The organism is Kineosporia sp. NBRC 101677, assembly GCF_030269265.1.
In the GTDB taxonomy this organism is placed as follows: Bacteria; Actinomycetota; Actinomycetes; order Actinomycetales; family Kineosporiaceae; genus Kineosporia; species Kineosporia rhizophila.
Window position 1 is genome coordinate 32,380 of record NZ_BSTA01000018.1, and the last position, 23,954, is coordinate 56,333.

Sequence of the window (23,954 nt, forward strand, 5' to 3'; positions counted from 1 at the left end):
CATGGCGAGCCCGGCCCGGGCGGTGCTGCGCACCGAGTTCCGGCTGTTCCTGCGTGAGCCCGGGGCACTGTTCTGGACGGTCGCATTCCCGCCCGTCCTGTTCGTGATCCTGGGTCTGATCCCGTCCTTCCGGGAACCGGTGCCGGAGTACGGCGGGGCCCGGGTGATCGACCTGTACGTGCCGATCACCATCCTGGTCACCGCGATCATGGCCTCGGTGCAGTCGATGCCCGCGGTACTCTCGGCCTACCGCGAGCAGCGGGTGCTGCGCCGGATCGCGACCACGCCGGCCCGGCCCTGGCACGTGCTGGCGGCCCAGTTCGTGCTGCACGGGGGCGCGGTGGTGGCGGGTACCGCGCTGGTGCTGCTGATCGGCGGCCTGGCCTTCGACGTGAGCCTGCCGGGGGCGGTGGTGCCCTATCTGCTGGTGCTCGGCCTGGCCCTGGCTGCGGCCCTGACCATCGGTGGGCTGGTGTCGTCCTTGTCCCGCACGGCCAAGGGCAGTGCGGCGGTGGGCAGCGCCGTGTTCATCGCCATGATGTTCACCTCCGGGGTGTGGTTCCCGGTGCAGGCCATGCCCGATCCGATGCGGATGGTGGTGCAGGCGACTCCGTTCGGGGCAGCAGCGCGGGGGATGGATCAGGCGGCTCTGGGCGAGTGGCCCGACCTGACGCACATCGCGGTGCTGCTGCTGTGGACGCTGGGCCTGGGTGGCCTGGCCACGCGATACTTCAGATGGCAGTGATCGAGCGGGTCGTCGGGCGGGAGGTGACGGGCATGCCGTTGGGGCCGGAATCGCTGGCCTTGCGCCGGGGGCCGTACCTGCTGCTCGTCCTGGCCGTGGTGCTGAGCGTGGTCACCGCGGGTGCGCTCGAGGTCGAGGAGGGGCTGCCGTATCTGCTGGGGCTGAGCGTGGTGCTCGGCCTCCTGCACTATGCCCTTGCCGATCGCCGTTGGCAGCGCACCGAACTGAACGACGCCACCGGCCGCACCTATCTGGTGGTGCGCACGGTGCTGGCCTTCCTGGCCACCGCCCTCAACCCGTTCTTCTCGGTCTTCGCCACCGTCGGCTACTTCGACCAGCACCTCTACGTGTCGCGCCGGTGGGGGCTGGTCACGCTCACGGGCACGGCGGTGACGATGGCCGGCTCGCAGTCGGGCGGCTTTCCGCCGCGCAACCCCTGGCAGTGGGGCGCGTTCGGGGTGCTGCTGCTGCTCAACCTCGGCCTGGTGACGGTGTTCTCGCGGATCGCGGAGAAGGAGCAGAACCTGGCCGCCGAACGGGACGGCACGATCGCCGAGCTGGAGCGGGCCAACACCGCCCTGCAGGCCGCGCTCACCGAGAACGCCCGCCTGCAGGAGGAACTCCTGGTCCAGGCGCGCCGCACCGGGGTCCGCGACGAGCGGGAGCGGCTGGCCCTGGAGATCCACGACACGATCGCCCAGAGTCTGATCGGGGTGGTCACCCAGTTGCAGGCGGCCGACGATTCGGCAGAACCCGACGCGGCGGGCGAACACCGGCGGCGGGCAGCCGATCTGGCGCGCGAGGCGCTGGGCGAAGCCCGGCGTTCGGTGCAGGGGCTGCGGCCGGCGCAACTGAACCAGGCCACGCTCGGGGCGGCTCTGAAACGGCTGGTCGAGGAGTGGTCGCTGGGCAGCGCGGTGGCCGGGGAGTTCACCGTCACCGGCGATCCGGTCCCGCTGTCGGCCGAGCTGGAGGCGACGGTGCTGCGGGTGGCCCAGGAGTCCCTGGCCAATGTGGCGAAACATGCAGCAGCACAACGGGTCGGGGTGACGCTGTCGTACATGGACGGCGAACTGGTGCTCGACGTGCGCGACGACGGCGCCGGGTTCGACCCGGCGGCGGTCACTCAGGCGGGCCGGTCACCCGAGAGCGGGGGAATGGGGCTGGACGGTATGCGGCAACGGGCCGAGCGGTGTTCCGGCGTGCTGGTGGTGGAATCAGAGATCGGCGGCGGGACGGCGATCTCGTTGCGCGTGCCGGCCGGGCCCGACTGGGTGGCGGCCCGTGCCTGAGCCGATCCGCATCCTGATCGTGGACGACCACCCGGTGGTGCGCGACGGCCTGCGGGGGATGTGTGCTGCGGTGCCCGGTTTCAGCGTGGTCGGTGAGGCGGGGGACGGCGTAGAGGCGGTGCGGCTCACCCTCTCGCTCGATCCGGACGTGGTGCTGATGGACCTGCGGATGCCCGGCGGGGGCGGGGCCGAGGCGATCGCCACCCTCACCCGGCGCGGCGCCCGGGCCCGGGTGCTGGTGCTGACCACCTACGAGACCGACCGCGACATCATGGCCGCGCTCGACGCCGGGGCCACCGGCTATCTGCTGAAAGACGCTCGCCGCGAGGAACTGTCCGGGGCGATCCGGGCGGCCGCGGCCGGGGAGTCGGTGCTCTCCCCGGCGGTGGCCACCCGGGTGATCTCGCGGGTGCGCTCGGCCGGGGCCGAGGCGCTCAGCCCGCGCGAGATCGACGTGCTCACCCTGGTGGCCCGGGGCCGGACCAACCGCGAGATCGCCCGGGCGCTGTTCGTCAGCGAGGCCACGGTGAAGACGCACCTCGGGCACGTCTTCGACAAGCTCGGGGTGAAGGACCGCGCCTCGGCCGTGGCCGCCGCCTACGAACGCGGCGTGCTGGGAGCTCAGTAGCTGCCGGTGGCCGTGCTGCCCTCGAGAACGGCGCGGGCCGAGGACAGGCCCAGACGGGAGGCCCCGGCGGCGATCATCGCCTCGGCGTCCTCCCGGGTGCGGATGCCGCCGGAGGCCTTGATCTTCACGTCCGGGCCGATCGCGGCGGCCATCACCTCGACCGCGTGCACGGTGGCGCCGCCGCTGGGGTGGAATCCGGTGGAGGTCTTGACGAAGTCGGCCCCGGCCCGGGTGGCGGCCTGGCAGACGGCGGTGAGCTGCTCGTCGGTCAGGGCAGCCGACTCGACGATCACCTTGAGCCGGGCCGGCGCCGGCACGGCCGCCCGCACGGCCGCGATCTCGGCCTCGACCAGCGCGAAGTCACCGGACACGGCGGCGCCGACGTTGATCACCATGTCCACCTCGTCGGCCCCCTCGGACACCGACAGGGCCGCCTCGGTGGCCTTGACCTCGGCCTTGACCGCCCCGCTGGGGAAGCCGCAGACGGTGACCACGGCCAGTTCCGAGCCCGCCGCAGCCTGCTTGGCCACGGTGACCAGGCTCGGGGAGACGCAGACCCCGAACACCTGCAGCTCCCGCGCGTCGGCGACGAGCTTGCGCACGTCGTCGGGGGTGGACTCGGGCTTGAGCAGGGTCTGGTCGATGTAGCTGGCGAGGTTCTCGGTCATGGACCCAACCCTAGCGCCGCGCCACCGCCGACCAGCTGGCCAGCAGCTTCAGGGCGTCGTCGGAGGCGCTGCCCGGCTCGGCGGTGAACATCAGCAGGGTCTGTCCCGGGTCGGCGACCAGCGGGGTGCTCTCGAACGGCAGCACCAGCTCGCCGACCACCGGGTGCCGCAGCCTCCGGACGCCACTGGCCGGCACCCGCACCTCGTGCCGGGCCCAGTGCTCGCGGAAGTCGGCGCTGTGGGTGGACAGCTCGTCGACGAGGTCGGCCAGGGCCCGGTCGCAGGGTTTGCTGCCGGCCGCGACGCGCAGCCGGTTCGCGGTCTCGGTGGCCACCGGCTCCCAGTCGGGCCAGAAGTCCCGGGCGGCCGGACCCAGGAACACGGCGCGGGCCAGATTGACGGCTTCGCTCCCGGTTCGCACCGGTTCGAGCAGGGCCGTGCCCAGTGCGTTGGCGCCGATCACGTCGAGACGCCAGTTGTGCACCAGGGCGGGCGTGGTGCCCATCGAGTCGAGGATCCGCTGCACCGGCGGCCGCAGGGCCGGCCGGTCGACCACCGGGCACTCGAAACCGTCGGCCGGGCGGAGCAGGTCGAGCAGATGGTCGTGCTCGGCGGCGCCCAGCCGCAGGGCCCGGCCGATGGCCTCCAGCACGCTGCCGGACACGTTTCCGGCGTCTCCGCGCTCGAGCCGGATGTAGTACTCCACGCTGATCCCGGCCAGCGCCGCCACCTCTTCCCGCCGCAGGCCCTTGACCCGGCGCCGCCCGCCCACCGAAGGCAGGCCCGCCTGTTCCGGAGTGAGCCGCGCCCGCCGCGTGGACAGGAACTCCCGGACCCGGCGGCGCATGTCGGCCTGAACATGAGGACCACTTCCCATGCCCCTGACGATAGGCGGGCGGGTCAGGCCGAGACAGTCACCCGCAGTACCCCGATAGCAGAATCTGTCACCCCTCCCGGTCCCTGCGATCTGCTGATCCGACACACCTATCAGCAGGAGACCCAGTGCAGAAGAAGATCGACTCAGGGTTCGGCCGGAACACCACCGCGGCCGAGGTGCTGGCCGGGATCGACCTGACCGGCCGGGTGGCGATCGTCACCGGCGGATACTCCGGGATCGGGCTGGCCACCACCCGCGCCCTCGCCGACGCCGGCGCCCACGTCGTGGTCCCTGCCCGGCGCCCCCAGCTCGCCGGGCAGGCCCTGGCCGGTCTCCCGGATGTGGAGATCGACGAGCTGGACCTGGCCGACCTGAACAGCGTGGCCGGCCTCGCCGACCGGTTCCTCGCCTCCGGGCGCGAACTGGACATCCTGATCAACGCGGCCGGCATCATGGCGGCGCCGTTGCAGCGGGTGGGCAAGGGCTGGGAGTCTCAGTTCGCGGTCAACCACCTCGGCCACTTCGCCCTGACCAACCGGCTCTGGCCGGCCCTGCGGGCCGGGAGCGGGGCCCGCGTGGTGGCGTTCTCGTCGCTGGGGCACCGGTTCGGCGGGATCCGCTGGGAAGATCCGCACTTCGACTCGGGCGACTACGACAAGTGGATCGCCTACGGCCAGGCCAAGACCGCCAACGTGCTGTTCGCGGTGCACCTCGACGCGCTCGGGGCGAGCTCGGGGGTGCGGGCCTTCGCCCTGCAGCCGGGCACGATCGACACCGGCCTGGTGCGGCACCTCGAGCAGTCCGAGATGGTGGCCCTCGGCTGGATGAACTCAGACGGCACGTGGGCGCACCCGGAGACCATGAAGACTCCGGAACAGGGTGCGGCGACCGGGCTCTGGGCCGCCACCTCACCGCAGCTGGACGGCCGGGGCGGCCTCTACCTCGAAGACGTCGACGTGGCCGGGATCGTCGGCCCCGACGACCTGCTCGATGCTCAGGTCGCCGGACTGGCCACATGGGCCGTCGACCCGCAGGACGCAGCCCGGCTCTGGGACCTCTCGGCCGAGCTGACCGGCGTCAACGCGTTCGAAACCGACTGAACCACCAACCAAAGGACGCTTGTCCCGGCGCCCGGGACAAGCGTCCTTTGGTCGGTTCGCACCGAAACACCCACTCAGCCGAGCACGAGCACCAGATCGCCACCGTCCACGCTCTGGACCCCGGTGAGCGCCAGTCGCTGCACCACACCCTCCACCGGGGCGGTGATCGAGGCCTCCATCTTCATCGCCTCGATCGTGGCCACCGTGTCACCGGCCGAGACCTTGTCGCCCTCGGCCACCACCACGGTCACCACCCCCTGGAACGGCGCCGGCACGTGGCCGGGCACCGCCGGGTCGGCCTTCTCGGCGGTCGGGATCTCGTCGGCGATCCGGGTGTCCCGCACACTGATCGGCCGCATCTGGCCGTTCAGCCGGGCCATCACCGTGCGGAAACCCCGCTCGTCCGGTTCGCTGATCGACTGCAGCCCCATGATCAGCGTCTTGCCCTCGTCCAGTTCGACCACGTGCTCGTCACCCCGGCGCAGGCCGTACAGGTAGTCCAGGGTGGGCAGCACCGAGGTGTCGCCGTAGGTCGACCGGGCCTCGGCGAAAATCCTTGTGGGGCCCGGGAAGAGCAGCTCGTTCAGGGTCTGGCGGGGGTTCGCGGCCAGCGCCTCGGTCTGCTCGGCGGTGAGCTCCTCGGCCGGGGCGTTCCAGCTTCGGCCCTGAAGCGCCTTGCTGCGGAACGGCTCCGGCCAGCCGCCGGGCGGGTCGCCCAGTTCGCCGTTGAGGAAGCCGATCACCGAGGCCGGGATGTCGAACGAGCCCGGCTGCTCGGCGAAGTCCTTCGGGTCGGCGCCGGCGGCGACCAGGGAGAGCGCCAGGTCGCCGATGACCTTGGACGAGGGGGTCACCTTGGGCACGTTGCCGAGGATGTCGTTCGCGGCGGCGTACATGTCCTCGATCTGCTCGAACTTCTCGCCCAGCCCGAGGGCGATCGCCTGCTGGCGCAGGTTCGACAGCTGCCCGCCGGGGATCTCGTGCCGGTAGACCCGCCCGGTCGGCGAGCTGAGGCCGGACTCGAACGGCGCGTACACCCGGCGCACGGCCTCCCAGTAGGGCTCCAGGGCGTTCACCGCGGCCAGTGACAGCCCGGTCTCCCGCTCGCCGAAGTCGGTGGCCGCGACCAGCGCCGAAAGCGGCGGCTGAGAAGTGGTTCCGGCCATCGAGGCGCTGGCTGCGTCGACCGCGTCCACCCCGGCGGCGATGGCCGCGGTGAGGGTGGCCAGCTGACCGCCGGCGGTGTCGTGGGTGTGCAGGTGCACCGGCAGGTCGAACTCCGAGCGCAGCGCCTTCACCAGGCGGCCGGCGGCGGGGGCGCGCAGCAACCCGGCCATGTCCTTGATGCACAGCACGTGCGCCCCGGCCTCGACGATGCGGGCCGCGAGGCGCAGGTAATAGTCGAGGGTGTAGAGCTTTTCGCCCGGGTCGGACAGGTCGCCGGTGTAGCAGAGCGCCACCTCGGCCACCGTCGTCCCGGTAGCGCGCACCGCCTCGATCGCCGGGCGCATCTGTTCCACGTCGTTCAGTGCGTCGAAGATCCGGAACACGTCGATGCCGGTGGCGGCGGCCTCGGCCACGAACGCGTCGGTCACCTTGGTGGGATAGGGGGTGTAGCCCACCGTGTTACGCCCGCGCAGCAGCATCTGCAGGGCGATGTTGGGTACCGCTTCACGCAGGGAAGCCAGGCGCTCCCAGGGGTCTTCGGCCAGGAAGCGCAGCGCCACGTCGTAGGTGGCGCCGCCCCAGGCCTCGATCGAGAACAGTTCGGGGGTGGTGCGGGCGACGTGCGGCGCCACGGCGAGAAGATCACGAGTGCGGACGCGGGTGGCCAGCAACGACTGATGAGCGTCGCGGAACGTCGTGTCGGTGACGGCGACGCGGTTCTGCTCCCGCAGCGTGCGGGCGAACTGTTCCGGGCCAAGGGCTTTCAGAAGCTGGCGGGTGCCCTCGGGGGCGGGCGCGTTCAGGTCGGTGGTGGGTAGCTTGCGGGCCGGGTCGATGGTCACCGGGGCCGCGCCGTGCGGCTGGTTGACGGTCACGTCGGCCAGGTAGGACAGGAGCTTGCTGCCCCGATCGCCGGAGCCGCGGGCCTGCAGCAGGTGCGGGTGGGTCTCGATGAACGCCGTGGTCACCCTTCCGGCGGCGAAGTCCGGGTCGTCCAGAACCGCCTGCAGGAAGGGAATGTTGGTGGAGACCCCGCGGATGCGGAACTCGGCCACCGCCCGCCGGGCCTTCTCCACCGCCTTGTCGAAAGTGCGGCCCCGGCAGGTGAGTTTGGCCAGCATGGAGTCGAAGTGGGCGTTGACCTCGGCGCCGGTGTAGGCGGTGCCGCCGTCCAGGCGCACCCCGCCGCCGCCGGGGGAGCGGTAGGTGGTGATCACGCCGGTGTCGGGGCGGAAGTTGTTGGCCGGGTCCTCGGTGGTGATCCGGCACTGCAGGGCGGCCCCGCGGATGGCCACCGTTTCCTGCGAGAGGCCGAGGTCGGCGAGGGTCTCGCCGGAGGCGATCCGCAGCTGGGACTGAACCAGGTCGACGTCGGTGATCTCCTCGGTGACGGTGTGCTCGACCTGGATGCGCGGGTTCATCTCGATGAACACGTACGAGCCGTCGGGGGCCAGCAGGAACTCCACCGTACCGGCGTTGCGGTAGCCGATCTCGCGGGCGAAACGTACTGCGTCGGAACAGATGCGCTCGCGCAGCTCGGGATCCAGGTTGGGCGCCGGGGCGATCTCCACCACCTTCTGGTGCCGGCGCTGCACCGAGCAGTCCCGCTCGAAGAGGTGCATCACGTCGCCCTCGCCGTCGGCCAGGATCTGCACCTCGATGTGCCGGGGGTCGACCACGGCCTGCTCGATGAACACGGTCGGGTCACCGAAGGCGCCGTCGGCCTCACGCATGCAGGTCTCGATCGCCTCGCGCAGGTCTTCGGGCCGGTCCACCCGCCGCATGCCGCGACCGCCACCCCCGGCCACCGCCTTGACGAACAGGGGATACGCAAGGTGCCCAGCGGCGTCCACAAGCTCTTCGGGGTTTCTCGAAGGGGGAACGCTGGCCAGCGTGGGGACGCCGGCGGCCCGGGCCGCGGCGATCGCGCGGGCCTTGTTGCCGGTCAGTTCCAGGACGTCGGAGCCGGGGCCGACGAAGGTGATCCCGGCCCGGTTGCAGGCCTCGGCCAGCGCCGGGTTCTCGGAGAGGAATCCGTAGCCGGGGTAGATGGCGTCGGCGCCGGATCGGACCGCGACCGCGACGATCGCCTCCGGATCCAGGTAGGCGCGCACCGGGTGGCCGCGCTCACCGATCTCGTAGGACTCGTCGGCCTTGAGCCGGTGCTCGCTCCAGCGGTCCTCGTAGGGGAAGACCGCCACGGTGCGGGCTCCCACCTCGTAGGCGGCGCGGAAGGCACGAACGGCGATCTCGCCGCGGTTCGCCACCAGAATCTTCGAGAACACGGGCGATCTCCCTGCCTCTTAACAGCTTGGTGCCGGGGGTAGCGTCGTTGGGCAGGATAAGTCGGGGCCAGGAGAGATAGAGGCCTTCGGCCGTGGTGTGGGTCACGCCGGGTGGGGAAGGATGTTCGGCAACCCAGTGATTGTCCACTATGGGTTGATGTCGTTCCCTGATGTGAAACCTGGAGAGTTCGTGCCGACAGTGCGGTACGCCGAGGCTGCTGAGCAGCGGTGGCGCAACGGTGGGGGAGTCACCCGCGAGCTGTTCCGCGACGAGCGGTGGCGGCTGAGTGTGGCCACCATCGCCACGCCTGGCCCGTTCTCGGTGTTCCCCGGCCTCGACCGGGTCTTCGTGGTCGGGCGGGGCGTGGTCGAACTCACCGTGGACGGGCAGCGGCACCGGCTGACGGCGGGTGAGATGCTCGGCTTCACTGGGGAAGCGGCAGTGTCGGCGGTTCCGCAGGGCGCGGTCACGGCCGTGAACGTGATGACGCACCGGCCCGGCCGGGCCCGGGTGCGGTTCGGTACCTGGCCCGAGAGCAGGGCGGTGGCTGTGGTCGATCCGGCCACCGGAGACGCCTGGCTGGACGTGCCCGGCCCGGACGGCCCGGACGGCCCGGACGTGCCGGTGATCGGCCCCGTGGTCGTGGTGGAGGAGATCTCATGAGTTCCGGTTCGGTTCTGGTGGTCGGCGGCGGTCTGGCCGGGGCTTCGGCGGCCTGGCGGCTGGCGCAGCGCGGCCTCGACGTCACCCTCGTCGAGCGGGACGTGCCGGCCAGTGCGCACGGCAGCTCGCACGGTTCGGCCCGGATCTTCCGGTTCGCCTACCCCGAGGGCCTTTACGTGGATCTGGTCAAGGCGTCGGTGGCGGGCTGGGGTGAACTGGCGGCGCTGCACGGCGCCCCGTTGGTCACCCGTACCGGCGCCCTCGACTTCGGCACCGACCGCGACCCGCACGGCCTGGCCCGGGTGCTGGCCGAGCGTGATGTGGAGCACGAGCTGGTAGAGCTGGAGGCTGCGCGAGAACGCTGGCCGCAGATCGGTTTCGACACCGACGTGCTGTTCCACCCCGAGGGTGGGGTGCTGGACGCGGAGAACACGGTCCGCGCGATGATCGCGGCGGCCGAGGCTCTGGGCGCGCAGATCCTCACCGGTTGGCCGCTGGCCCGGCTCGAGCGCTCGGGGGCCGGTTTCCGGGCGATCTCGAACGACGGACGGGTGGTGGAGGCCGGGCGGGTGGTGGTCAGCGCCGGTGGGTGGTTGCCCGAGGTGCTGGGCCGGCTCGCCCTGCCGGAAGCGTTCGTGAAGGCGTTCCCCGACCTGGAGGTGCGCGAGGAGAACGCTTTTCACTTCCCCTACCGCGAAGGCGCCGACAACTGGCCCACGCTCATCCACAAGCGCCCGGAGATCTGCGTGTACGCCCTGCCCGGCGGCCGGGACGCGCAGTTCCGTGGGCAGAAGGTGGCCGAGTACAACGCCGGCCGGGTGCTCTCCTCGGCCTCGGCCCGCACCGGGCTGATCGACCCGGCCAACCGCGCCCGCGTGGTCGAGCACGTGCGCCGGTTTATGCCGGGCCTGGAGCCCGAGCCCTACGCCGAGACCACCTGCCTGTTCACCAACACACCCACCGAGAACTTCGTCATCGACGGGATGGAGGGCGTCACCGTGCTCTCGGCCTGCTCCGGTCACGGCGCCAAGTTCGCTCCGGTGCTGGGCGAACTGGCCGCCGACGTGGTGCTGGGCACGGCCGAGATGCCGCGGGAGTTCCGGGTTTCCGCCTAAGCGACCAACCCGACCACCAACTAAAGGACGCCGGTCCCGGGTAGGCGGGCCGGCGTCCTTTAGTTGGTGGTTGCTTTTCAGGAAGGGGCGGGCACGCAGAGCACGGGACGGGTGCTGCGGCGCAGGAGCTTGTGCGGCACGGCGCCGAGCATCGCCGCCCGCATCGGGCTCTCCGAGGTGGCACCGACCACGATGAAGCCGGCGTCGTGATTCTCCGCGGCCTCCAGCAGGGCCTTGACCGGCTTGCGCGGCAGCAGTTCGACGGTGGCCTCGGCGCCGGCCTCACGGGCCCGGGCCACGCCCTCGTCCAGGGCGCGGTGGCCGATCTCCTCCAGGGCGGCCCGGTGCGAGGACATCTCCTCGCTCACCCCGCCCGGCACCCCCGCGCCGTAGACCAGCACGAGCTTCTCGTCGAGGCGCTTGGCCAGGTCGATCGCGACTTCCAGGGCGGCGTTCGCGGCGGGCGAGGAGTCGTAGCCCAGCACGATGCTCATCAGGGTTCCATTCCATCGGGATCCGGTACGGCGGACTTCAGCCCGTGCACCACGTCGGGGTCGGGCAGGCTCGGCCGCTCGTGCCAGTAACGCCGGTCACGGGCCCGCCACACCAGCATCAGCACCGCGCCGACCAGGAAGATACCGACGCCGATGACCAGCGGCGGGCCGACACCCAGCCAGGCCGCCCCGCTGTAGGAGTTCTCCGGGTCGGCCATGTCCCGGGCCGAGAGCACCAGCAGCCAGATCAGGAGGACGGCACCGGTCAGCGGGGCCACCCCGATCAGGATCAGGCTGCGGGCCGATTCCAGCAGGTGCTTGCGGTGGTAGACGGCGCAGGCGATGCCGCTGAGCGCGTAGTAGAAGGCGACCAGCAGCGACAGCGCGGTGGCCGAGTCGTACAGCGCGTTCTCGCTGAGCAGGTAGATCGCCACGTACCAGGCGATCGCGATGCCGGCCACCCACCAGGTGCTCACGTCGGGGGTGCGGTGGCGGGGGTGGATCCGACCGAAGCCCGGCGGCAGGGCGTGCCGGCGGGCCATCGACAGGCCGGTCCGCGAGGCCGGGATGATCGTGGTCTGGGTGGAGGCGATCGCCGAGACCGCGACCGAGGCCAGCAGCACCCAGTCCCAGCCGCCCATCACCTGACCGGCCAGCAGGGCGAAGACCGCCTCCTCCTCGTCGGCGTTGTCGGTCAGCCAGGCGGTGCCCGCGAACGCGACCACCGCGGTGGCCACGCCCAGGTAGGTCAGCAGCAGGATGAAGGTGGACAGCAGCGAGGCCCGGCCGGCGGTGGAGGGACCGCCCCGGGTCTCCTCGTTGAGGTTCACCGAGGCCTCCCAGCCCCAGTAGGCGAACACGCCCAGCAGCAGGGCGGTGGTCAGCGGGGCCCCGCCCGCGCCGAACGGGTTGAACCACGACAGCTCCGGGTGCAGCGGCTGCAGCGGGCTGTCGTCGCCGAAGAGGCCGTAGACCCGGCCCAGGGCGACCGCGGCGAACACCAGCAGGGCGCCCACCTGGATCAGGATCATCACGTTCTGCACCCGCGCCGACAGGTCCGTGCCGAGGACGCACAGCCAGGTCAGGAACAGGATCAGGGCGATCGCCAGGGGCATCCGGACCCAGTTGTTCTCGGCCGCCCCGTCCTGGCCGATCATCCGCAGGAAGAACCCGACCCCGACGTCCGCCTGGGAGCCGATGATCAGCACGCCGGTCATGGTGATCGCCCAGCCGCCGATCCAGCCGAACCACGGGCCCATCGCCCGGGTCACCCAGCTGAACGTGGTGCCGCAGTCCTGGTCCACCCGGTTCAGGTAGAGGAACGCGGTGGCGATCAGGGCCATCGGCACGAACGAGGCCAGCAGGGCGCCGGGCGCGTAGATGCCGACGGCGGCGGTGATCGCGCCGATGATCGCGGCCAGCGAGTAGGCCGGGGAGGTGGCGGCCAGGCCGATCACCACGGCGTCGACGAAGCCGATGGCCGAGTGGTTCAGCTCGGGCGGGTGCTCTTTCGCGGCAGGACTGGTCAATGGGGGCCTTTCCGGAACAGGGGAGTTCAGGAGGATCTCATGCGCTCTCAGGAGTCGAAGCCCAGTCCAGCGGCGTCGAGCGTCCTGAGGAACAGATTGCGCCTCCCGGCGCGGTGATCGGCCCGGTCCAGCGACCAACGGGTCAGTTCGATGCCCACCCCGGCCAGCGGCTCCGGCGGGAACGGCAGGGGCAGGCGCCGCACCATCGACAGCCGGGTGCGCTCGGTCTGCTCGCCGGCCAGCCGGTCGAGCATCACATTCGCGGCGAAACGGGTGGCCCCGACCCCGAGCCCGGTGAAGCCCGCCGCGTAGGCCACCCGCCCACCCCGGGCCAGGCCGTGGAAGGCCGTGAACCGGGTGCAGGTGTCGATCGCCCCGGCCCAGCGGTGGCTGATCCGGACACCGGCCAGCTGGGGGAAGGTGGCCAGCAGGTGCGAGGTGAGCCGGGCGTAGGTGGCCTGCCGGTCCTCGTAGGCCGAGCTCAGCCGGCCGCCCCGGTGGTAGACGGCGTCGTAGCCGCCGTAGAGGATCCGGCCGTCGGCGGTGAGCCGGGCGTAGTGGAACTGGTTGGCCAGATCGGTCAGCCCCTGGCGGTGCTCCCAGCCGATCGCGGCGCGCTGCTGGGCGGTAAGGGGCTCGGTCATCACCACGTAGTCGTACACCGGAACCGTCATCGGCCGGGTCCGGCGCAGCAGCGAGGGGAAGACGTTGCTGGCCAGGGCCACCTTGGCGGCCCGCACGGTGGTGCGCGGGGTGTGCAGGACCACCGGCCCGCGGCGCCCGCCGGCCAGGTCGACCACCGGCGAGTGCTCGTGCACCTCCACGCCCAGCTCGACCGCCACCCGGGCCAGCTCGTGGGCCAGCCGGGCCGGATGCACCAGGGCCGTGTCGCGCCGGTTCCAGGTGCCGCCCAGGAACAGCGGCGAGGCGATCTCGCCCCGCACCCGGCCGGCGTCGAGCGCGTCCGGCCCCAGCCACTGCACCTGGTGCGGCTCGACCGCCACGGCCAGGGTGCCGGTGCGTTCCCACTGACAGTCCAGGCCGAGCTCGCGCACGTCCCGTTCGAAGCCGTCCAGGTTCTCCCGGCCCAGCCGCTCCAGGGCCGAGTACTCACCGGGCCAGCGCGAGCGCCCGTTGTCCTCGCCGTGGGTGATGCTGGCCTCGCAGAAACCGCCGTTGCGGCCGGAGGCGGCCCAGCCGATGGTCTCGGCCTCCAGCAGCACCACCCGGGCGCCCGGGGCGCGGCGCTTGGCCTGCACGGCGGTCCACAGGCCGAGGTAGCCGCCGCCCACCACGGCCAGGTCGGCGGTGGTCGCGGCGGTGAGGGGTTCGTGGTGCGGGCCCGGGGCGTCCTCGAGCCAGAAGACCGCGTGCCGGCTGCCGGCCAGGGCCTGCTCGACCAGACGGGGGTCGGGGGCGTGTCGTTCGTAGGCGGTGCGCTGAGCTGCGGGTGCCACGATCGTCATCTTTTTCTCTTATCCGCTGGAAGAGCCCTGATGAACCGGATTTCCGTCGATGAAGGTGAGATCCACCGTGGCGGCGCCGATCTCGTCGGCCGGGAGCGCGAACAGGTCGCGGTCGAGGACCACGAGGTCGGCGCGGTGGCCAACGGCGAGCGTGCCGGTGTCGTCGCGGTGGTTCACGTAGGCGCTGCCCGCCGTGTAGGCGGTCAGAGCGGAGTGCAGGTCGATGAGCTGCTCGGGCAGGAACACCGGGGCCTGCTCGCCGTGGGGGCGGCGGTTGACCGCGGTGTGCACGGCCGCGATCGGGTTCGCGTCGCTGACCGGCCAGTCGCTGCCGGCGGCCAGCCGGGCCCCGGCCCGCAGCAGGTCGCCGAACGGGTACTGGTGGCGGGCCAGGTCGCCGCCCAAGAAGGGGATGGTGAGCTCGTCCATCTGCGGTTCGTGGGCGGCCCACAGCGCCTGCAGGTTGGCGGTGGCCCCGAGCGCGCCGAAGCGGGCCACGTCGGTGGGGTGGATCACCTGCAGGTGGGCCAGGTGCGGCCGGGTGTCTTTGTGCCCGTTGGTCTTTCGCGCCGCCTCGACCGCGTCGAGTGCCTCGCGCACGGCTCGGTCGCCGAGGGCGTGGAAGTGAATCTGGAAGTCGAGGGCGTCGAGCGCCGTGACGTATTCCCGCAGGGCGGCCGGCTCGACGAAGCTCAGCCCGGCGTTGCCGGTGGAGCACCCGCAGGCGTCCTTGTAGGGCACGGTCATGCCGGCGGTGAAGTTCTCGGCGACGCCGTCCTGCATGATCTTCACGGTGGACGAGCGCAGCCGCCCCACGGTGAAGATCTCGCGCTTGTGTACCAGTTCGGCGATCTGCTCGCCGCCCCGGTCACGGTCCCACCAGAGTGCCCCGACCACGTCGGCGGTGAGCAGATCACGCTCGGCGGCGGTGCGGTAGGCGTCGGAGACGTCGGGAAAACCGTTGCGGCCGCAGAGCATTGCGTCTTGCCAGGCGGTGATGCCGAGCGAGTGCAGCAGGCGCTGGGCCCGCAGCAGGCCGTCCAGCCGGTCCTGCGCGGTGGGCTTGGGCACCAGATCGGCCACCAGCGAGATCGCGCCCTCCTGCAGGGCGCCGACCGGGCGGCCCTCGGCGTCGCGGTTGACCAGGCCGTCGGCGGGGTCGGGGGTGCCCGCGTCCAGGCCGGCCCGTTGCAGGGCCCTCGTGTTCACCCAGGCGCCGTGGTGGTCGCGGTTGTAGAGGAACACCGGCCGGTCGGGCACCACGTCGTCGAGCAGGTCGGCGGTGGGCACGCCGCCGGGGAAGCTCTCCATCGACCAGCCGCTGCCGGTGATCCACTCGACCTCGGGGTGGGCCTGGGCGTAGGCCGCGATCCGGCGGCGGTACTCGGCCACGTCGGTGGTGCCGGTCAGGTCGCACTGGGCCAGTTCGAGCCCGCCGAACACGGCGTGCACGTGGGCATCCTGGAACCCGGGCAGGAGCAGCCGGCCGGCCAGGTCGACCACCTCGGTGCGGGAGCCGATCAGGGCCTGGGCCGGTGCGCCCAGGGCCACGATGCGCCCGCCGCGCACGGCCAGCGCGCCGGTGCGGGTGCGGGCCGCGTCGAGGCAGGCGACGGTGCCGCCGGTGAACACCAGATCTGCATCGGCCACGGTGCGCGGTCCTTTCCCGAATTGGTTATCTGGCAATGGAACCCGGGACGTGGCATTCTCGTCAATGGTGTTGTCATAAGTTTACGAGGAGAGGCTGGGGAGACTCGGTGGCCGACGAGCGCCTGGTGACCAACCGCCGCCGACGCCCCACGCGTTCGGGGGTGGTGCTCAGCCACGAGCTGATCGTGCAGACCGCCGTGCGGCTGGTGCAGGAGCACGGTGCGGCCGGCCTGAGCATGCGCCGTCTCGGGGCGATGCTGGGCGCCGACCCGACCTCGATCTACCGCTACTTCCGCAGCGCCGACGACCTGGTCCGGGCGATGGCCGACGACCTGATGGGCCGCTGCCTGGACGGCTTCGACGGCGACCGGCCGTTCCCGGAGGCGCTGCGCGACCTGGGCGTGCGGGTCTACTCGGCGCTGGTGGCCAACCCCCGCATCGCCTCGCTCACCGCCGCCCGGGTCACCGGCCGGCCCAACGAGATCCGGATCATCGAGACCGGCCTGGGCGTGCTGCGGGCCGCCGGTTTCCCACCCGACGTGGCGGCCCGCCACTACCACGCGTTCATCGACCTGACCCTGGGCTTCGCCGCCCTCGACGCCACCGCCCTCACCCTGGCCCAGTCCGAGGCCGACCCGGACGTGCTGGCCTGGGAGACGGTCTACGCCCACCTCGACGCGCAGGGCCACCCCAACATCGCCGCCAGCGCCGGGGCGCTCGGCCGCACCATGCGGGTCAGCGCCTACCCGCACGCGTTGAACGTGTTCCTCGACGGGTTACAGGCCCTGCGCTGAGGTCAACGCCCGGTCGAGCATGGCCAGGCCTTCGCGCACCACGTCGTCGGGGGTGTTCAGCGGCGGCACGACGTGGATCCGGTTGTAGTTGGCGAAGGGCAGCAACCCCTCGGCCCGGCAGGCCTTGAGCAGGGCCGCCATCTGGGGGCTGCTGCCGCCGTAGGGGGCCAGCGGCTCACGGGTGGCCCGGTCGGAGACCAGTTCCACGGCCCAGAAGGCGCCGGTGCCCCGCACCTCGCCGATCCACTCGTGCCGCTCGGCCAGTTCGCCGAGCGCCGGGCCGATCACCTCGGAGCCGAGGCGGGCGGCGTTGCCCACCACGTCCTCGTCCTCCATGGTGCGGATGGTCGCCACCGCCGCGGCGCAGGCCAGGGGATGGCCGGAGTAGGTCAGACCACCGGGATACACCCGCTGGGCGAAGGTTTCGTAGATGGCGTCGCTGATCGCCACCCCGCCCAGGGGCACGTAGCCGGAGTTCACGCCCTTGGCGAAGGTGAGCAGGTCGGGCACCACGTCGGCATGCTCGATCGCGAACCACTTGCCGGCCCGGCCGAACCCGGACATCACCTCGTCGGCCACGAGCATGATGCCGAACCGGTCGCACAGTGCCCGCACGCCGGCCAGGTAGCCCGGCGGCGGGACCATGATGCCGGCGGTGCCGGGGATCGACTCCAGGACGATCGCGGCGATCGTGGCCGGGCCCTCCAGAGTGATCACCTGCTCGAGGTGGGCCAGGGCCCGTTCGCTCTCCTCTTCCGGCGTGCTCGCGTGGAAGGCGCTGCGGTAGAGGAAAGGCCCGAAGAAATGGACGGTTCCGGTCGAGCCGTTGTCGTTCGGCCAGCGCCGCGGGTCACCGGTGAGGTTCACGGCCAGCTGGGTGCCGCCGTGGTAGGAGCGGTAGGTGGAGAGCACCTTGTGGCGGCCGGTGTGCAGGCGGGCCATCCGGATCGCGTGCTCGTTGGCGTCGGCGCCGCCGTTGGTGAAGAACACGTGGTCCAGGTCGCCCGGGGTGTGCGAGGCGATCAGCCGGGCGGCCTCCGAGCGCGCGCCGTTGACGTAGGCCGGGGCCACCGTGCAGAGCGTGGCCGCCTGCTCCTGGATCGCCGCCACGATCCGCGGGTGCTGGTGGCCGAGGTTGGTGTAGACCAGCTGGGAGGTGAAGTCGAGCAGGCGCTGCCCGGCCCCGTCCCAGATGTACGGGCCCTCGGCCTTGGTGATCACCATCGGGTCGAGCGTGGCCTGCGCCGACCAGGAGTGGAAGACGTGCGCCCGGTCGAGTTCGTAGGCGCGCTGCGGGTCCTGGGTGTTCTCGAGATCAGACATTGCGCGGGAATCCCAGCTGCAGGCCGTCGGTCGGTCGGTTGGCCGGGTCGATCCAGCGGGTGGTGACCACCTTGCCCCGGGTGAAGAAGTGCACGCCCTCGGTGCCGTGCGCGTGGGTGTCGCCGAACAGCGAGCGCTTCCACCCGCCGAACGAGTAGTACGCCACCGGGACCGGGACCGGCACGTTCACGCCGATCATGCCCACCTGGACGTCCTTCTCGAACCGCCGGGCGGCGCCGCCGTCGTTGGTGAACACCGCGGTGCCGTTGCCGTAGGCGTTGGCGTTGATCAGCTCCACGCCCTCGGCGTACGAGGAGACCCGCACCACGCTGAGCACCGGCCCGAAGATCTCCTCGGTGTAGATCTCCATGTCCGGCGTGACGTTGTCGAAAAGCGTCGGCCCGAGCCAGAAACCGTCAGCCGCGCCACGGGCCTCGACCGTCCGCCCGTCGATCACGACCTTGGCCCCGGCCGCCTCGCCGCTGTCGATCAGCCCGGCGATCCGGTCACGGTGCGCCCGGGTGACCAGCGGACCCATGTCCGCCTCCTTCTCGGACCCGGCCGCCCCGTCCCCGATCACCAGCGTGTTGGTGCGCTCGGCGACCCGGGCGACGAGATCGTCCGCAATCGAGTCCACCGCCACCAGAACGCTGATCGCCATGCACCGCTCGCCCGCGCTGCCGTAGCCCGCGCTCACCGCCGCGTCGGCGGCCAGGTCGAGGTCGGCGTCCGGCAGGACCAGCATGTGGTTCTTGGCGCCGCCCAGGGCCTGCACGCGCTTGCCGTGCCGGGAAGCGGTCTCGTACACGTAGGAAGCGATCGGGGTGGAACCCACGAAGCTGATCGCGGCCACGTCGTCGTGCGTGAGCAGCGCGTCGACGGCCACCTTGTCGCCCTGCAGCACGTTGAACACGCCGTCGGGCAGACCGGCCTCCTTCCACAGCGCGGCCAGCCAGATCGAGGCCGAGGGGTCCTTCTCGCTGGGCTTGAGCACCACCGCGTTGCCGGCCGCGATCGCGATCGGGAAGAACCACATCGGGACCATGGCGGGGAAGTTGAACGGGCTGATGATGCCGACCACGCCCAGCGGGACCCGCTTGGAGTGCACGTCCACGCCGGTCGAGGCGCCCTCGCTGTGCCCGCCCTTGAGCAGGTGCGAGATCCCGCAGGCGAACTCCACGACCTCGAGGCCGCGGGCGATCTCGCCGACCGAGTCGGACAGCACCTTGCCGTGCTCGGCGGTGATCAGCTCGGCCAGCTCACCCTTGCGCGCGTTCAGCAGCTCGCGGAAGGCGAAGAGCACCTGCGTGCGCCGGGCCAGCGAGGTCTCGCCCCAGGCCGCCTGGGCCCGCACCGCCGAGGCGATGACGTGGGCGGCGTCGCTCTCGCCGGCCAGGGCCACCCGGCCGCTGACCTGGCCGGTGGCCGGGTTGGTGACGTCGGCCCACAGGCCGGAGGAGCCGGCGAACCGGGCGCCGTCCGCCCAGTGCACGATTTCGGAGGTCATGGGGCCATGCTGCCTCCTCACCGGCATCCGTGGGCCCGACAGTGTGTCGGCAGTTCTCCCGCCGGTCCGGCAGACTGCGACCTTCTGACATGCTGACTGGGGTCCGGATCGCCCGGGCGGGTCCGGACAAGGAGCGGGTTTGAGGTCCAGGCATTTCGCCGTGGCTGTGCTGATGCTGGGGCTGGCCGGCTGCAGCGGCGACAACGACGAACCGGCTGCTGCGTCCACGCCCTCGGTCAGTGTGAGCACCACGACGCCCGAGGCCACCTCGCAGGCCCCCGAGCCCACCTCGTCGATCAAGGTCGAGGTGGCCGATCCGAAGGCGTTGTCCGAGGTCGAGGAGTCGATGCAGGCGCTGAACGCCGAACGCGAGTCGCTCGACACGAACGAGTACCTCAACCGGGCCAACGAGCTCACCGCCCGGGCGGCCGCCGCCTACGGCCCGGAAGGGCTGGGGGCGTTCAGTTGCCAGATGGCGGTGGGCATCGTCTCCGGCGCCCAGGGAGCCGAGCCGGCCGCTGTGCGGGTGGGGCTGGGCAACACCCTGAAGGTGATCGTGCGCAACGCCACCGGTGAGCTGAACCAGACGCTGGCCGGGGCCGACGTGGACGGGCTGATGCTCAAGACCTGCCCCGACGTGCGCACCGCGGCGCTGCAGGCCACCGGGCTGAAGACGCTCAACGCGCTGTGAAGCCGCCTCGGGTGTCGAGGTCGAGCACGGTCAGCCGGGCCGAGGGCTCGGTCTCGTCCCCGCGGGGGAAACCGAAGCGGGCCGCGATCCCGTCGCCGTAGGTGCTCGCGAACTCGTGCGGCAGCACCACTCCGGCCAGGATCGTGGCCCGGAGGTAGTTGCGGCGACGGTCGGCGATCTGGTCCAGCACCTGCTCGGCATCGCCCTGGGCGGGCAGTCGCAGCAGGGTGAGGTCGGCGCGCTCCAGGGGTTTGGCGTAGTCGTCCAGGTAGCGCCGGCGAGTGTCCAGGGCGGTCCACTGCTGGCGGCGGGGATTCGCCTGGGCCTCGGCGGTGGCGGCCGGTTCCGGGTCGGCCGGCATCGACAGTTCGTCGAGAACACCTACGGCCAACAGATGACGGCTGTAGCCACGTTCGGTGGCGATCGTGCGGGCGGCGCGTTGGGCCACCGAGACGGCGAACCCGTAGGCCCGCCGCAGTGAGGCTGAGCGTACGTAGAGCACATGGGCCGGTTCGTCGGACCACCGGCGGGCCTCCTCCAGCACCGGCGAGGGCCCGGCCACCTGGAACGCGGCCTCCAGCGCGGGCCAGCTGTGCCCGGCCCACTCCGGGCCCACCGTGTCACGCCACCAGAACTCGGGTTCGCTCATGGGCTCATTTCTACCCAGTCGACCCCCGGCCGGGGGACCCGGGCCATCCCTCCGCTTATCCCCAGGCGAGGACGAACCCGGCCGTTACCACGGCGGTCAGTCCGAGAGCGAGGGTGATGTTCACCGACCCCTGCAGGCGCCGGGTCACCATGCCGCCCAGCAGGGCCAGGCCGACCAGACCGCTCAGCGTCCAGTACACCGGGCTGGTGCTCTGGCTGACCACGGTCAGCCCGTACACCGCCTCGCCGAGGGCGATGCCGCTCAGCGTGGCGGTGGCCAGCGCGGCCCGCAGGTCGCGCTCGCGCAGCCAGGCGGTGGCGATGCCGACGAAGGGCCCGACCACCAGGCCGACGATGCTGAAGAGGGTCGGGTCGTAGGTGAGGCCCCGCACCGCCGAGGCGGCGCTGTAGCCGACCGTCAGCAGCACGAAGGCGGCCGCGCCGAGCATGGCGGCGAGCACCGGCCGGGCCCGCACGCTCCAGATCAGCAGCACGGTGACCAGGGTCCAGCCGCTGGCCGAGTTGGCGAAGGAGCTGAGCGAGTCCGGCAGGAATCCCTGCGCGTAGGAGGTCAGGGCGCCGGCGAAGAAGCTCAGGGCGGCCACCCCGGTGGCCGCGGCGATGTCCGAGGTGGCGTCGTCCGAGGTGATCACCGAGGTGGCGGTGCTGTTGCCGGTGTTGCTGAAGGCCATGCCGACGATCCTGGCCCGGCTCTCAGGCCGGCGCGTCATGCCCAGGTGCCATCTTGCTGTCCCTCAGAAGGAGGTTGTCATCCCGTGGTCGGAGACCGGGTCGCGGGCCTCGATCTTCTCGAAGGCCTGCCGCACCGAGCTCAGGGCGGCCCGGCGCACCTCGTCGGTCTGCCGGGCCGGAGCGTGGGTGACGATCGGGCGCAGCACGTCGTAGCCGACGAAGCCGAGCATGCCGTGGTGGATGTGGAAGAGGTGCCGGTCGAGGTCGCCGTACGGCTGGTCCGCCCCGAAGTGGCCGGCCGCGCCGCCGGTGGTGAGCAGCAGCACGGCCCGTCGCCCGGTGAGGGCACCCTGGTCGAAGATGCCGTACGCACCGCCGAAGACGCTGCCCATCACGAAGACCCGGTCGACCCAGCCCTTGAGCACGGCGGGCACGGAGAACCACCACAGCGGGAACGACAGCACCAGAAGGTCGGCCTGGTGCAGTGCGTCCAGATGCCCGGTGATGTCCAAAGGGAGAGTGCCTGCGGCAAGGGCCCGGGCCTGTTCGGCCTGCGGCTTGAAATAGCCTTCGGAGCCGGGGAAGTCGGCCCGGTCGAGGGTGGCGTTCCAGCCCAGGGCGTAGAGGTCGAGCACCTTCACCTGGTGGCCGCCGGCCGCCAGCGTGGCCTCGGCCTCGCGCATCTGGGCGGTGGTGAACGACCCGGGCTCGGGATGGGCGTGCACGATCAGCGCGGTCGGCGGCATGCGGACCAACATATCGTCATATCGCGATCTGACGCTATGTTTTCTACAGGTCGCGCCCCAGGGCCGCGACGAACCCGGCGATGCGTTCCTCGTCGCGGCGGTAGTGCCGGTACTTGCCCACCCGGGCCGAGCGCACCAGGCCGGCCCGCTCCAGCAGGGCCATCGCGGCCGAGGTGGTCGACTGGGCCAGGCCGGACTTGGCCTGGATGTGGGTCACGCAGACACCGAACTCGGCGCGGTCGGCGATCGGTTCCCACTCGGCGAAGTTCTTGTCGGGCTCGCGCAGCCAGTTCAGGATCTCCAGGCGGGCAGGGTTGCTCAACGCCTTGAACACCTCGGCGAGGTCGGCCCGGTCTGTACTCATGTGACCACTCACGTTACCCGGCGGGCTGACGCCGGCGGTTGACCAGACCGGTGACCTGCGTGACCAGCAGCACGAGGACCACCGCGGCGAGCACACCCTGCCACGGTTCGGGGAACACGCTGCCGCCGACGGTGCCGAGCGCCACGTAGACCACCGACCACAGGGCACAGGCCGGGGCGTTGGCCACCAGGAACGTGCGCCACTCGAGGCCGAGGAACGCCGCCGCGAGCAGCACCGGAATGCGGCCCCCGGGGATCAGGCGGGAGATCAGCAGGGTCTGGACGCGGTTCTCCCGCAGTCGGTCCTCCACAGCGCCGAGCTTTTCCTCGTCCCGGAGCCAGCGCAGCCGCCTGGCCAGCGCCTTGCCACCTACGCGGCACAACCCGTACGTACCCAGATCGCCCAGGTATGCCCCGGCCGCCCCGATCGCCACCACCACGATCAGCACCAGTGGCTCGTGATGCCAGGCAAAGGCGGCCACACCGCTGACCGCCGCCCCGGTGGGGACGATGGGCACGATCGCGCCCAGGGTCACCGTGAGAAAGAGGCCGAGCAGGGCGGCGACCCCCAGCGAGGTGGAGACGTCGACGGTGCCGTCGGTCAGGCTGGTGGTGGCGGGCACCGTGAATTCCTCCGGGGGACGTCGTCGGTCGCGTGTTGCTGGGCGGGGAGCATGCTTGCACGGTGACACCCGAACTGCCGACCCCCAGCATTACCTGGCTGGGGCACTCGACCGTCGTGCTGGACATCGGCGGGGCCCGACTGATCACCGATCCGCTGCTGCGTAAGCACAACTGGCCGCTACGCCGAAGGGGTGGGCGCCCAGCGAAGGCTTCGTGGTCTCAGCCCGATCTGGTGCTCCTGTCGCACCTGCACCACGACCACGCCGAGCTGCCCTCCCTGCGGCTGCTGAGAGACGTCCCCGTGCTGACCGCTGCCGAGAACGCGGTCTGGCTCCGGCGCAAGGGCCTGAACGGGCTCGACGCGGAGGGCAAGTGGTACGACCTGCCCGGGACCGACGTGCGGGTGCGTCTGGTCCGGGCCGACCACGGCCACCGACCAATGCCGCACCGACCCAACTCAGCCGGCGGACACCTCGTCCAAAAGCCGGGGTTCACTGTTTATGTCGCGGGCGACACCAGCCTTTACGACGAGATGTCCGATCTACCCCAGCTGGCCGAGGCTCCCATCGACGTGGCGATCGTCCCCATCGGTGGTTGGGGCCCCCGTCTTTCGGGTGGGCACATGGACGCCGAACAAGCGGCCCGCGCGTGTGCCCTGATCGGCGCGAGGGCGGCCATTCCGGTGCATTGGGGGACGCTTCACGCGCCGGTGGTGGGTCGGTTCCCCCGAGGGTGGATGGACTTGGGCGGCCCGCTCTTCCAGCAGGCGTTGAGTCGGCATGCCCCCGACTGCCGGGCCTGGGTTCTTGCTCCCGGCGAAACTGTCAGCGTCCCCTGACAGCGCATCTCAGAGAATGACAGCGGCGCGTGCGTCGGCTGACAGTC

At 71.5% G+C, this 23,954-nt stretch carries 23 protein-coding genes; 9 read left to right on the top strand and 14 right to left on the bottom strand.

Annotated elements, in window-relative coordinates:
• Position 1: 1 nt before the first annotated feature.
• From QSK18_RS33610 to QSK18_RS33620, 3 genes are read left to right on the top strand one after another with little or no spacing between them, the layout of a single operon-like run.
• Positions 2-745 (top strand): ABC transporter permease, encoded by a 744-nt coding sequence (locus QSK18_RS33610; RefSeq protein ID WP_232810650.1) that lies wholly within the window; start codon positions 2-4, stop codon positions 743-745.
• On the top strand, positions 736-2,037 hold the full coding sequence (locus QSK18_RS33615) for a sensor histidine kinase (protein WP_232810651.1): 1,302 nt from the start codon (positions 736-738) through the stop codon (positions 2,035-2,037). Before QSK18_RS33610 ends, QSK18_RS33615 begins: the two co-directional genes overlap by 10 nt.
• Positions 2,030-2,665 (top strand): response regulator, encoded by a 636-nt coding sequence (locus QSK18_RS33620; RefSeq protein ID WP_232810652.1) that lies wholly within the window; start codon positions 2,030-2,032, stop codon positions 2,663-2,665. Before QSK18_RS33615 ends, QSK18_RS33620 begins: the two co-directional genes overlap by 8 nt.
• Here QSK18_RS33620 and deoC read toward each other — a convergent pair.
• Together deoC and QSK18_RS33630 are read right to left on the bottom strand one after the other, a co-directional pair.
• Positions 2,659-3,333 (bottom strand): deoxyribose-phosphate aldolase, encoded by a 675-nt coding sequence (gene deoC, locus QSK18_RS33625; RefSeq protein WP_232810653.1) that lies wholly within the window; start codon positions 3,331-3,333, stop codon positions 2,659-2,661. The genes QSK18_RS33620 and deoC overlap by 7 nt on opposite strands.
• Before the next feature lie 10 nt (positions 3,334-3,343).
• Positions 3,344-4,210 carry a helix-turn-helix domain-containing protein gene (locus tag QSK18_RS33630; protein ID WP_285627824.1) on the bottom strand — a complete coding sequence of 289 codons (867 nt, stop codon included), beginning with the start codon at positions 4,208-4,210 and terminating at the stop codon, positions 3,344-3,346.
• A gap of 125 nt (positions 4,211-4,335) precedes the next feature.
• Between QSK18_RS33630 and QSK18_RS33635 the strand changes: the two genes are divergently transcribed.
• On the top strand, positions 4,336-5,310 hold the full coding sequence (locus tag QSK18_RS33635; RefSeq protein ID WP_285627827.1) for an SDR family NAD(P)-dependent oxidoreductase: 975 nt from the start codon (positions 4,336-4,338) through the stop codon (positions 5,308-5,310).
• Between the two features lie 74 nt (positions 5,311-5,384).
• Here QSK18_RS33635 and QSK18_RS33640 read toward each other — a convergent pair whose 3' ends face one another.
• Positions 5,385-8,762, bottom strand: a complete 3,378-nt coding sequence (locus QSK18_RS33640; RefSeq protein ID WP_285627830.1) for a pyruvate carboxylase — start codon at positions 8,760-8,762, stop codon at positions 5,385-5,387.
• Between the two features lie 190 nt (positions 8,763-8,952).
• Between QSK18_RS33640 and QSK18_RS33645 the strand changes: the two genes are divergently transcribed.
• Complete coding sequence (locus QSK18_RS33645; protein ID WP_285627833.1) at positions 8,953-9,426, top strand: HutD family protein; 474 nt, start codon at positions 8,953-8,955, stop codon at positions 9,424-9,426.
• On the top strand, positions 9,423-10,541 hold the full coding sequence (locus QSK18_RS33650; protein ID WP_232810658.1) for an FAD-dependent oxidoreductase: 1,119 nt from the start codon (positions 9,423-9,425) through the stop codon (positions 10,539-10,541). Before QSK18_RS33645 ends, QSK18_RS33650 begins: the two co-directional genes overlap by 4 nt.
• 77 nt (positions 10,542-10,618) lie before the next feature.
• On the opposite strand, the gene QSK18_RS33655 is transcribed toward QSK18_RS33650, so the two are convergent.
• From QSK18_RS33655 to QSK18_RS33670, 4 genes are read right to left on the bottom strand one after another with little or no spacing between them, the layout of a single operon-like run.
• A complete protein-coding gene (locus QSK18_RS33655) occupies positions 10,619-11,035 on the bottom strand; it encodes a universal stress protein (protein WP_232810659.1) in 417 nt (138 codons plus the stop codon).
• Positions 11,035-12,564, bottom strand: a complete 1,530-nt coding sequence (locus tag QSK18_RS33660) for an APC family permease (RefSeq protein ID WP_232810660.1) — start codon at positions 12,562-12,564, stop codon at positions 11,035-11,037. Before QSK18_RS33660 ends, QSK18_RS33655 begins: the two co-directional genes overlap by 1 nt.
• Positions 12,565-12,611: 47 nt before the next feature.
• Positions 12,612-14,030: an NAD(P)/FAD-dependent oxidoreductase gene (locus QSK18_RS33665; RefSeq protein WP_285627837.1), complete on the bottom strand. Its 1,419-nt coding sequence runs from the start codon at positions 14,028-14,030 to the stop codon at positions 12,612-12,614.
• Positions 14,031-14,039: 9 nt separating this feature from the next.
• Complete coding sequence (locus tag QSK18_RS33670; RefSeq protein WP_232810662.1) at positions 14,040-15,680, bottom strand: amidohydrolase; 1,641 nt, start codon at positions 15,678-15,680, stop codon at positions 14,040-14,042.
• Between the two features lie 107 nt (positions 15,681-15,787).
• Between QSK18_RS33670 and QSK18_RS33675 the strand changes: the two genes are divergently transcribed.
• Entirely contained in the window at positions 15,788-16,474 is a 687-nt protein-coding gene (locus tag QSK18_RS33675) for a TetR/AcrR family transcriptional regulator (RefSeq protein WP_232810663.1), read from the top strand.
• Here the strand turns inward: QSK18_RS33675 and QSK18_RS33680 are convergent.
• Entirely contained in the window at positions 16,457-17,797 is a 1,341-nt protein-coding gene (locus QSK18_RS33680) for an aspartate aminotransferase family protein (RefSeq protein WP_232810665.1), read from the bottom strand. The genes QSK18_RS33675 and QSK18_RS33680 overlap by 18 nt on opposite strands.
• A complete protein-coding gene (locus QSK18_RS33685) occupies positions 17,790-19,304 on the bottom strand; it encodes a CoA-acylating methylmalonate-semialdehyde dehydrogenase (protein ID WP_232810667.1) in 1,515 nt (504 codons plus the stop codon). The genes QSK18_RS33680 and QSK18_RS33685 overlap by 8 nt, the downstream gene beginning before the upstream one ends.
• Before the next feature lie 139 nt (positions 19,305-19,443).
• Between QSK18_RS33685 and QSK18_RS33690 the strand changes: the two genes are divergently transcribed.
• The gene (locus QSK18_RS33690) at positions 19,444-19,995 is read left to right on the top strand and encodes a hypothetical protein (protein ID WP_232810668.1); all 552 of its coding nucleotides are present in this window, start codon (positions 19,444-19,446) and stop codon (positions 19,993-19,995) included.
• On the opposite strand, the gene QSK18_RS33695 is transcribed toward QSK18_RS33690, so the two are convergent.
• The 5 genes from QSK18_RS33695 to QSK18_RS33715 are packed head-to-tail and all read right to left on the bottom strand — an operon-like array spanning position 19,982 to position 23,068.
• Complete coding sequence (locus QSK18_RS33695) at positions 19,982-20,644, bottom strand: hypothetical protein (protein ID WP_232810670.1); 663 nt, start codon at positions 20,642-20,644, stop codon at positions 19,982-19,984. The two genes, QSK18_RS33690 and QSK18_RS33695, sit on opposite strands and share 14 nt — an antisense overlap.
• Positions 20,645-20,699: 55 nt before the next feature.
• The gene (locus QSK18_RS33700; protein ID WP_285627847.1) at positions 20,700-21,374 is read right to left on the bottom strand and encodes a DUF6518 family protein; all 675 of its coding nucleotides are present in this window, start codon (positions 21,372-21,374) and stop codon (positions 20,700-20,702) included.
• Positions 21,375-21,398: 24 nt separating this feature from the next.
• Positions 21,399-22,082: an NAD(P)H-dependent oxidoreductase gene (locus tag QSK18_RS33705; protein WP_232810673.1), complete on the bottom strand. Its 684-nt coding sequence runs from the start codon at positions 22,080-22,082 to the stop codon at positions 21,399-21,401.
• 43 nt (positions 22,083-22,125) lie between these two features.
• Complete coding sequence (locus QSK18_RS33710; RefSeq protein WP_232810675.1) at positions 22,126-22,446, bottom strand: ArsR/SmtB family transcription factor; 321 nt, start codon at positions 22,444-22,446, stop codon at positions 22,126-22,128.
• A gap of 13 nt (positions 22,447-22,459) precedes the next feature.
• Entirely contained in the window at positions 22,460-23,068 is a 609-nt protein-coding gene (locus QSK18_RS33715) for a DedA family protein (RefSeq protein WP_232810677.1), read from the bottom strand.
• A 62-nt stretch (positions 23,069-23,130) separates the two neighbouring features.
• Between QSK18_RS33715 and QSK18_RS33720 the strand changes: the two genes are divergently transcribed.
• On the top strand, positions 23,131-23,907 hold the full coding sequence (locus tag QSK18_RS33720) for an MBL fold metallo-hydrolase (protein WP_285627854.1): 777 nt from the start codon (positions 23,131-23,133) through the stop codon (positions 23,905-23,907).
• The last annotated feature ends 47 nt before the right edge of the window (positions 23,908-23,954 follow it).

Excerpts from the sequence above, each read along its gene's own strand:
- QSK18_RS33610 (WP_232810650.1), top strand. The coding sequence starts at position 2 with ATGGCGAGCCCGGCCCGGGCGGTGCTGCGCACCGAGTTCCGGCTGTTC.
- QSK18_RS33615 (WP_232810651.1), top strand. The coding sequence starts at position 736 with ATGGCAGTGATCGAGCGGGTCGTCGGGCGGGAGGTGACGGGCATGCCG.
- deoC (WP_232810653.1), bottom strand. The coding sequence starts at position 3,333 with ATGACCGAGAACCTCGCCAGCTACATCGACCAGACCCTGCTCAAGCCC.
- QSK18_RS33630 (WP_285627824.1), bottom strand. The coding sequence starts at position 4,210 with ATGGGAAGTGGTCCTCATGTTCAGGCCGACATGCGCCGCCGGGTCCGG.
- QSK18_RS33650 (WP_232810658.1), top strand. The coding sequence starts at position 9,423 with ATGAGTTCCGGTTCGGTTCTGGTGGTCGGCGGCGGTCTGGCCGGGGCT.
- QSK18_RS33655 (WP_232810659.1), bottom strand. The coding sequence starts at position 11,035 with ATGAGCATCGTGCTGGGCTACGACTCCTCGCCCGCCGCGAACGCCGCC.
- QSK18_RS33665 (WP_285627837.1), bottom strand. The coding sequence starts at position 14,030 with ATGACGATCGTGGCACCCGCAGCTCAGCGCACCGCCTACGAACGACAC.
- QSK18_RS33680 (WP_232810665.1), bottom strand. The coding sequence starts at position 17,797 with ATGTCTGATCTCGAGAACACCCAGGACCCGCAGCGCGCCTACGAACTC.
- QSK18_RS33685 (WP_232810667.1), bottom strand. The coding sequence starts at position 19,304 with ATGACCTCCGAAATCGTGCACTGGGCGGACGGCGCCCGGTTCGCCGGC.
- QSK18_RS33695 (WP_232810670.1), bottom strand. The coding sequence starts at position 20,644 with ATGAGCGAACCCGAGTTCTGGTGGCGTGACACGGTGGGCCCGGAGTGG.
- QSK18_RS33700 (WP_285627847.1), bottom strand. The coding sequence starts at position 21,374 with ATGACGCGCCGGCCTGAGAGCCGGGCCAGGATCGTCGGCATGGCCTTC.
- QSK18_RS33705 (WP_232810673.1), bottom strand. The coding sequence starts at position 22,082 with ATGCCGCCGACCGCGCTGATCGTGCACGCCCATCCCGAGCCCGGGTCG.
- QSK18_RS33710 (WP_232810675.1), bottom strand. The coding sequence starts at position 22,446 with ATGAGTACAGACCGGGCCGACCTCGCCGAGGTGTTCAAGGCGTTGAGC.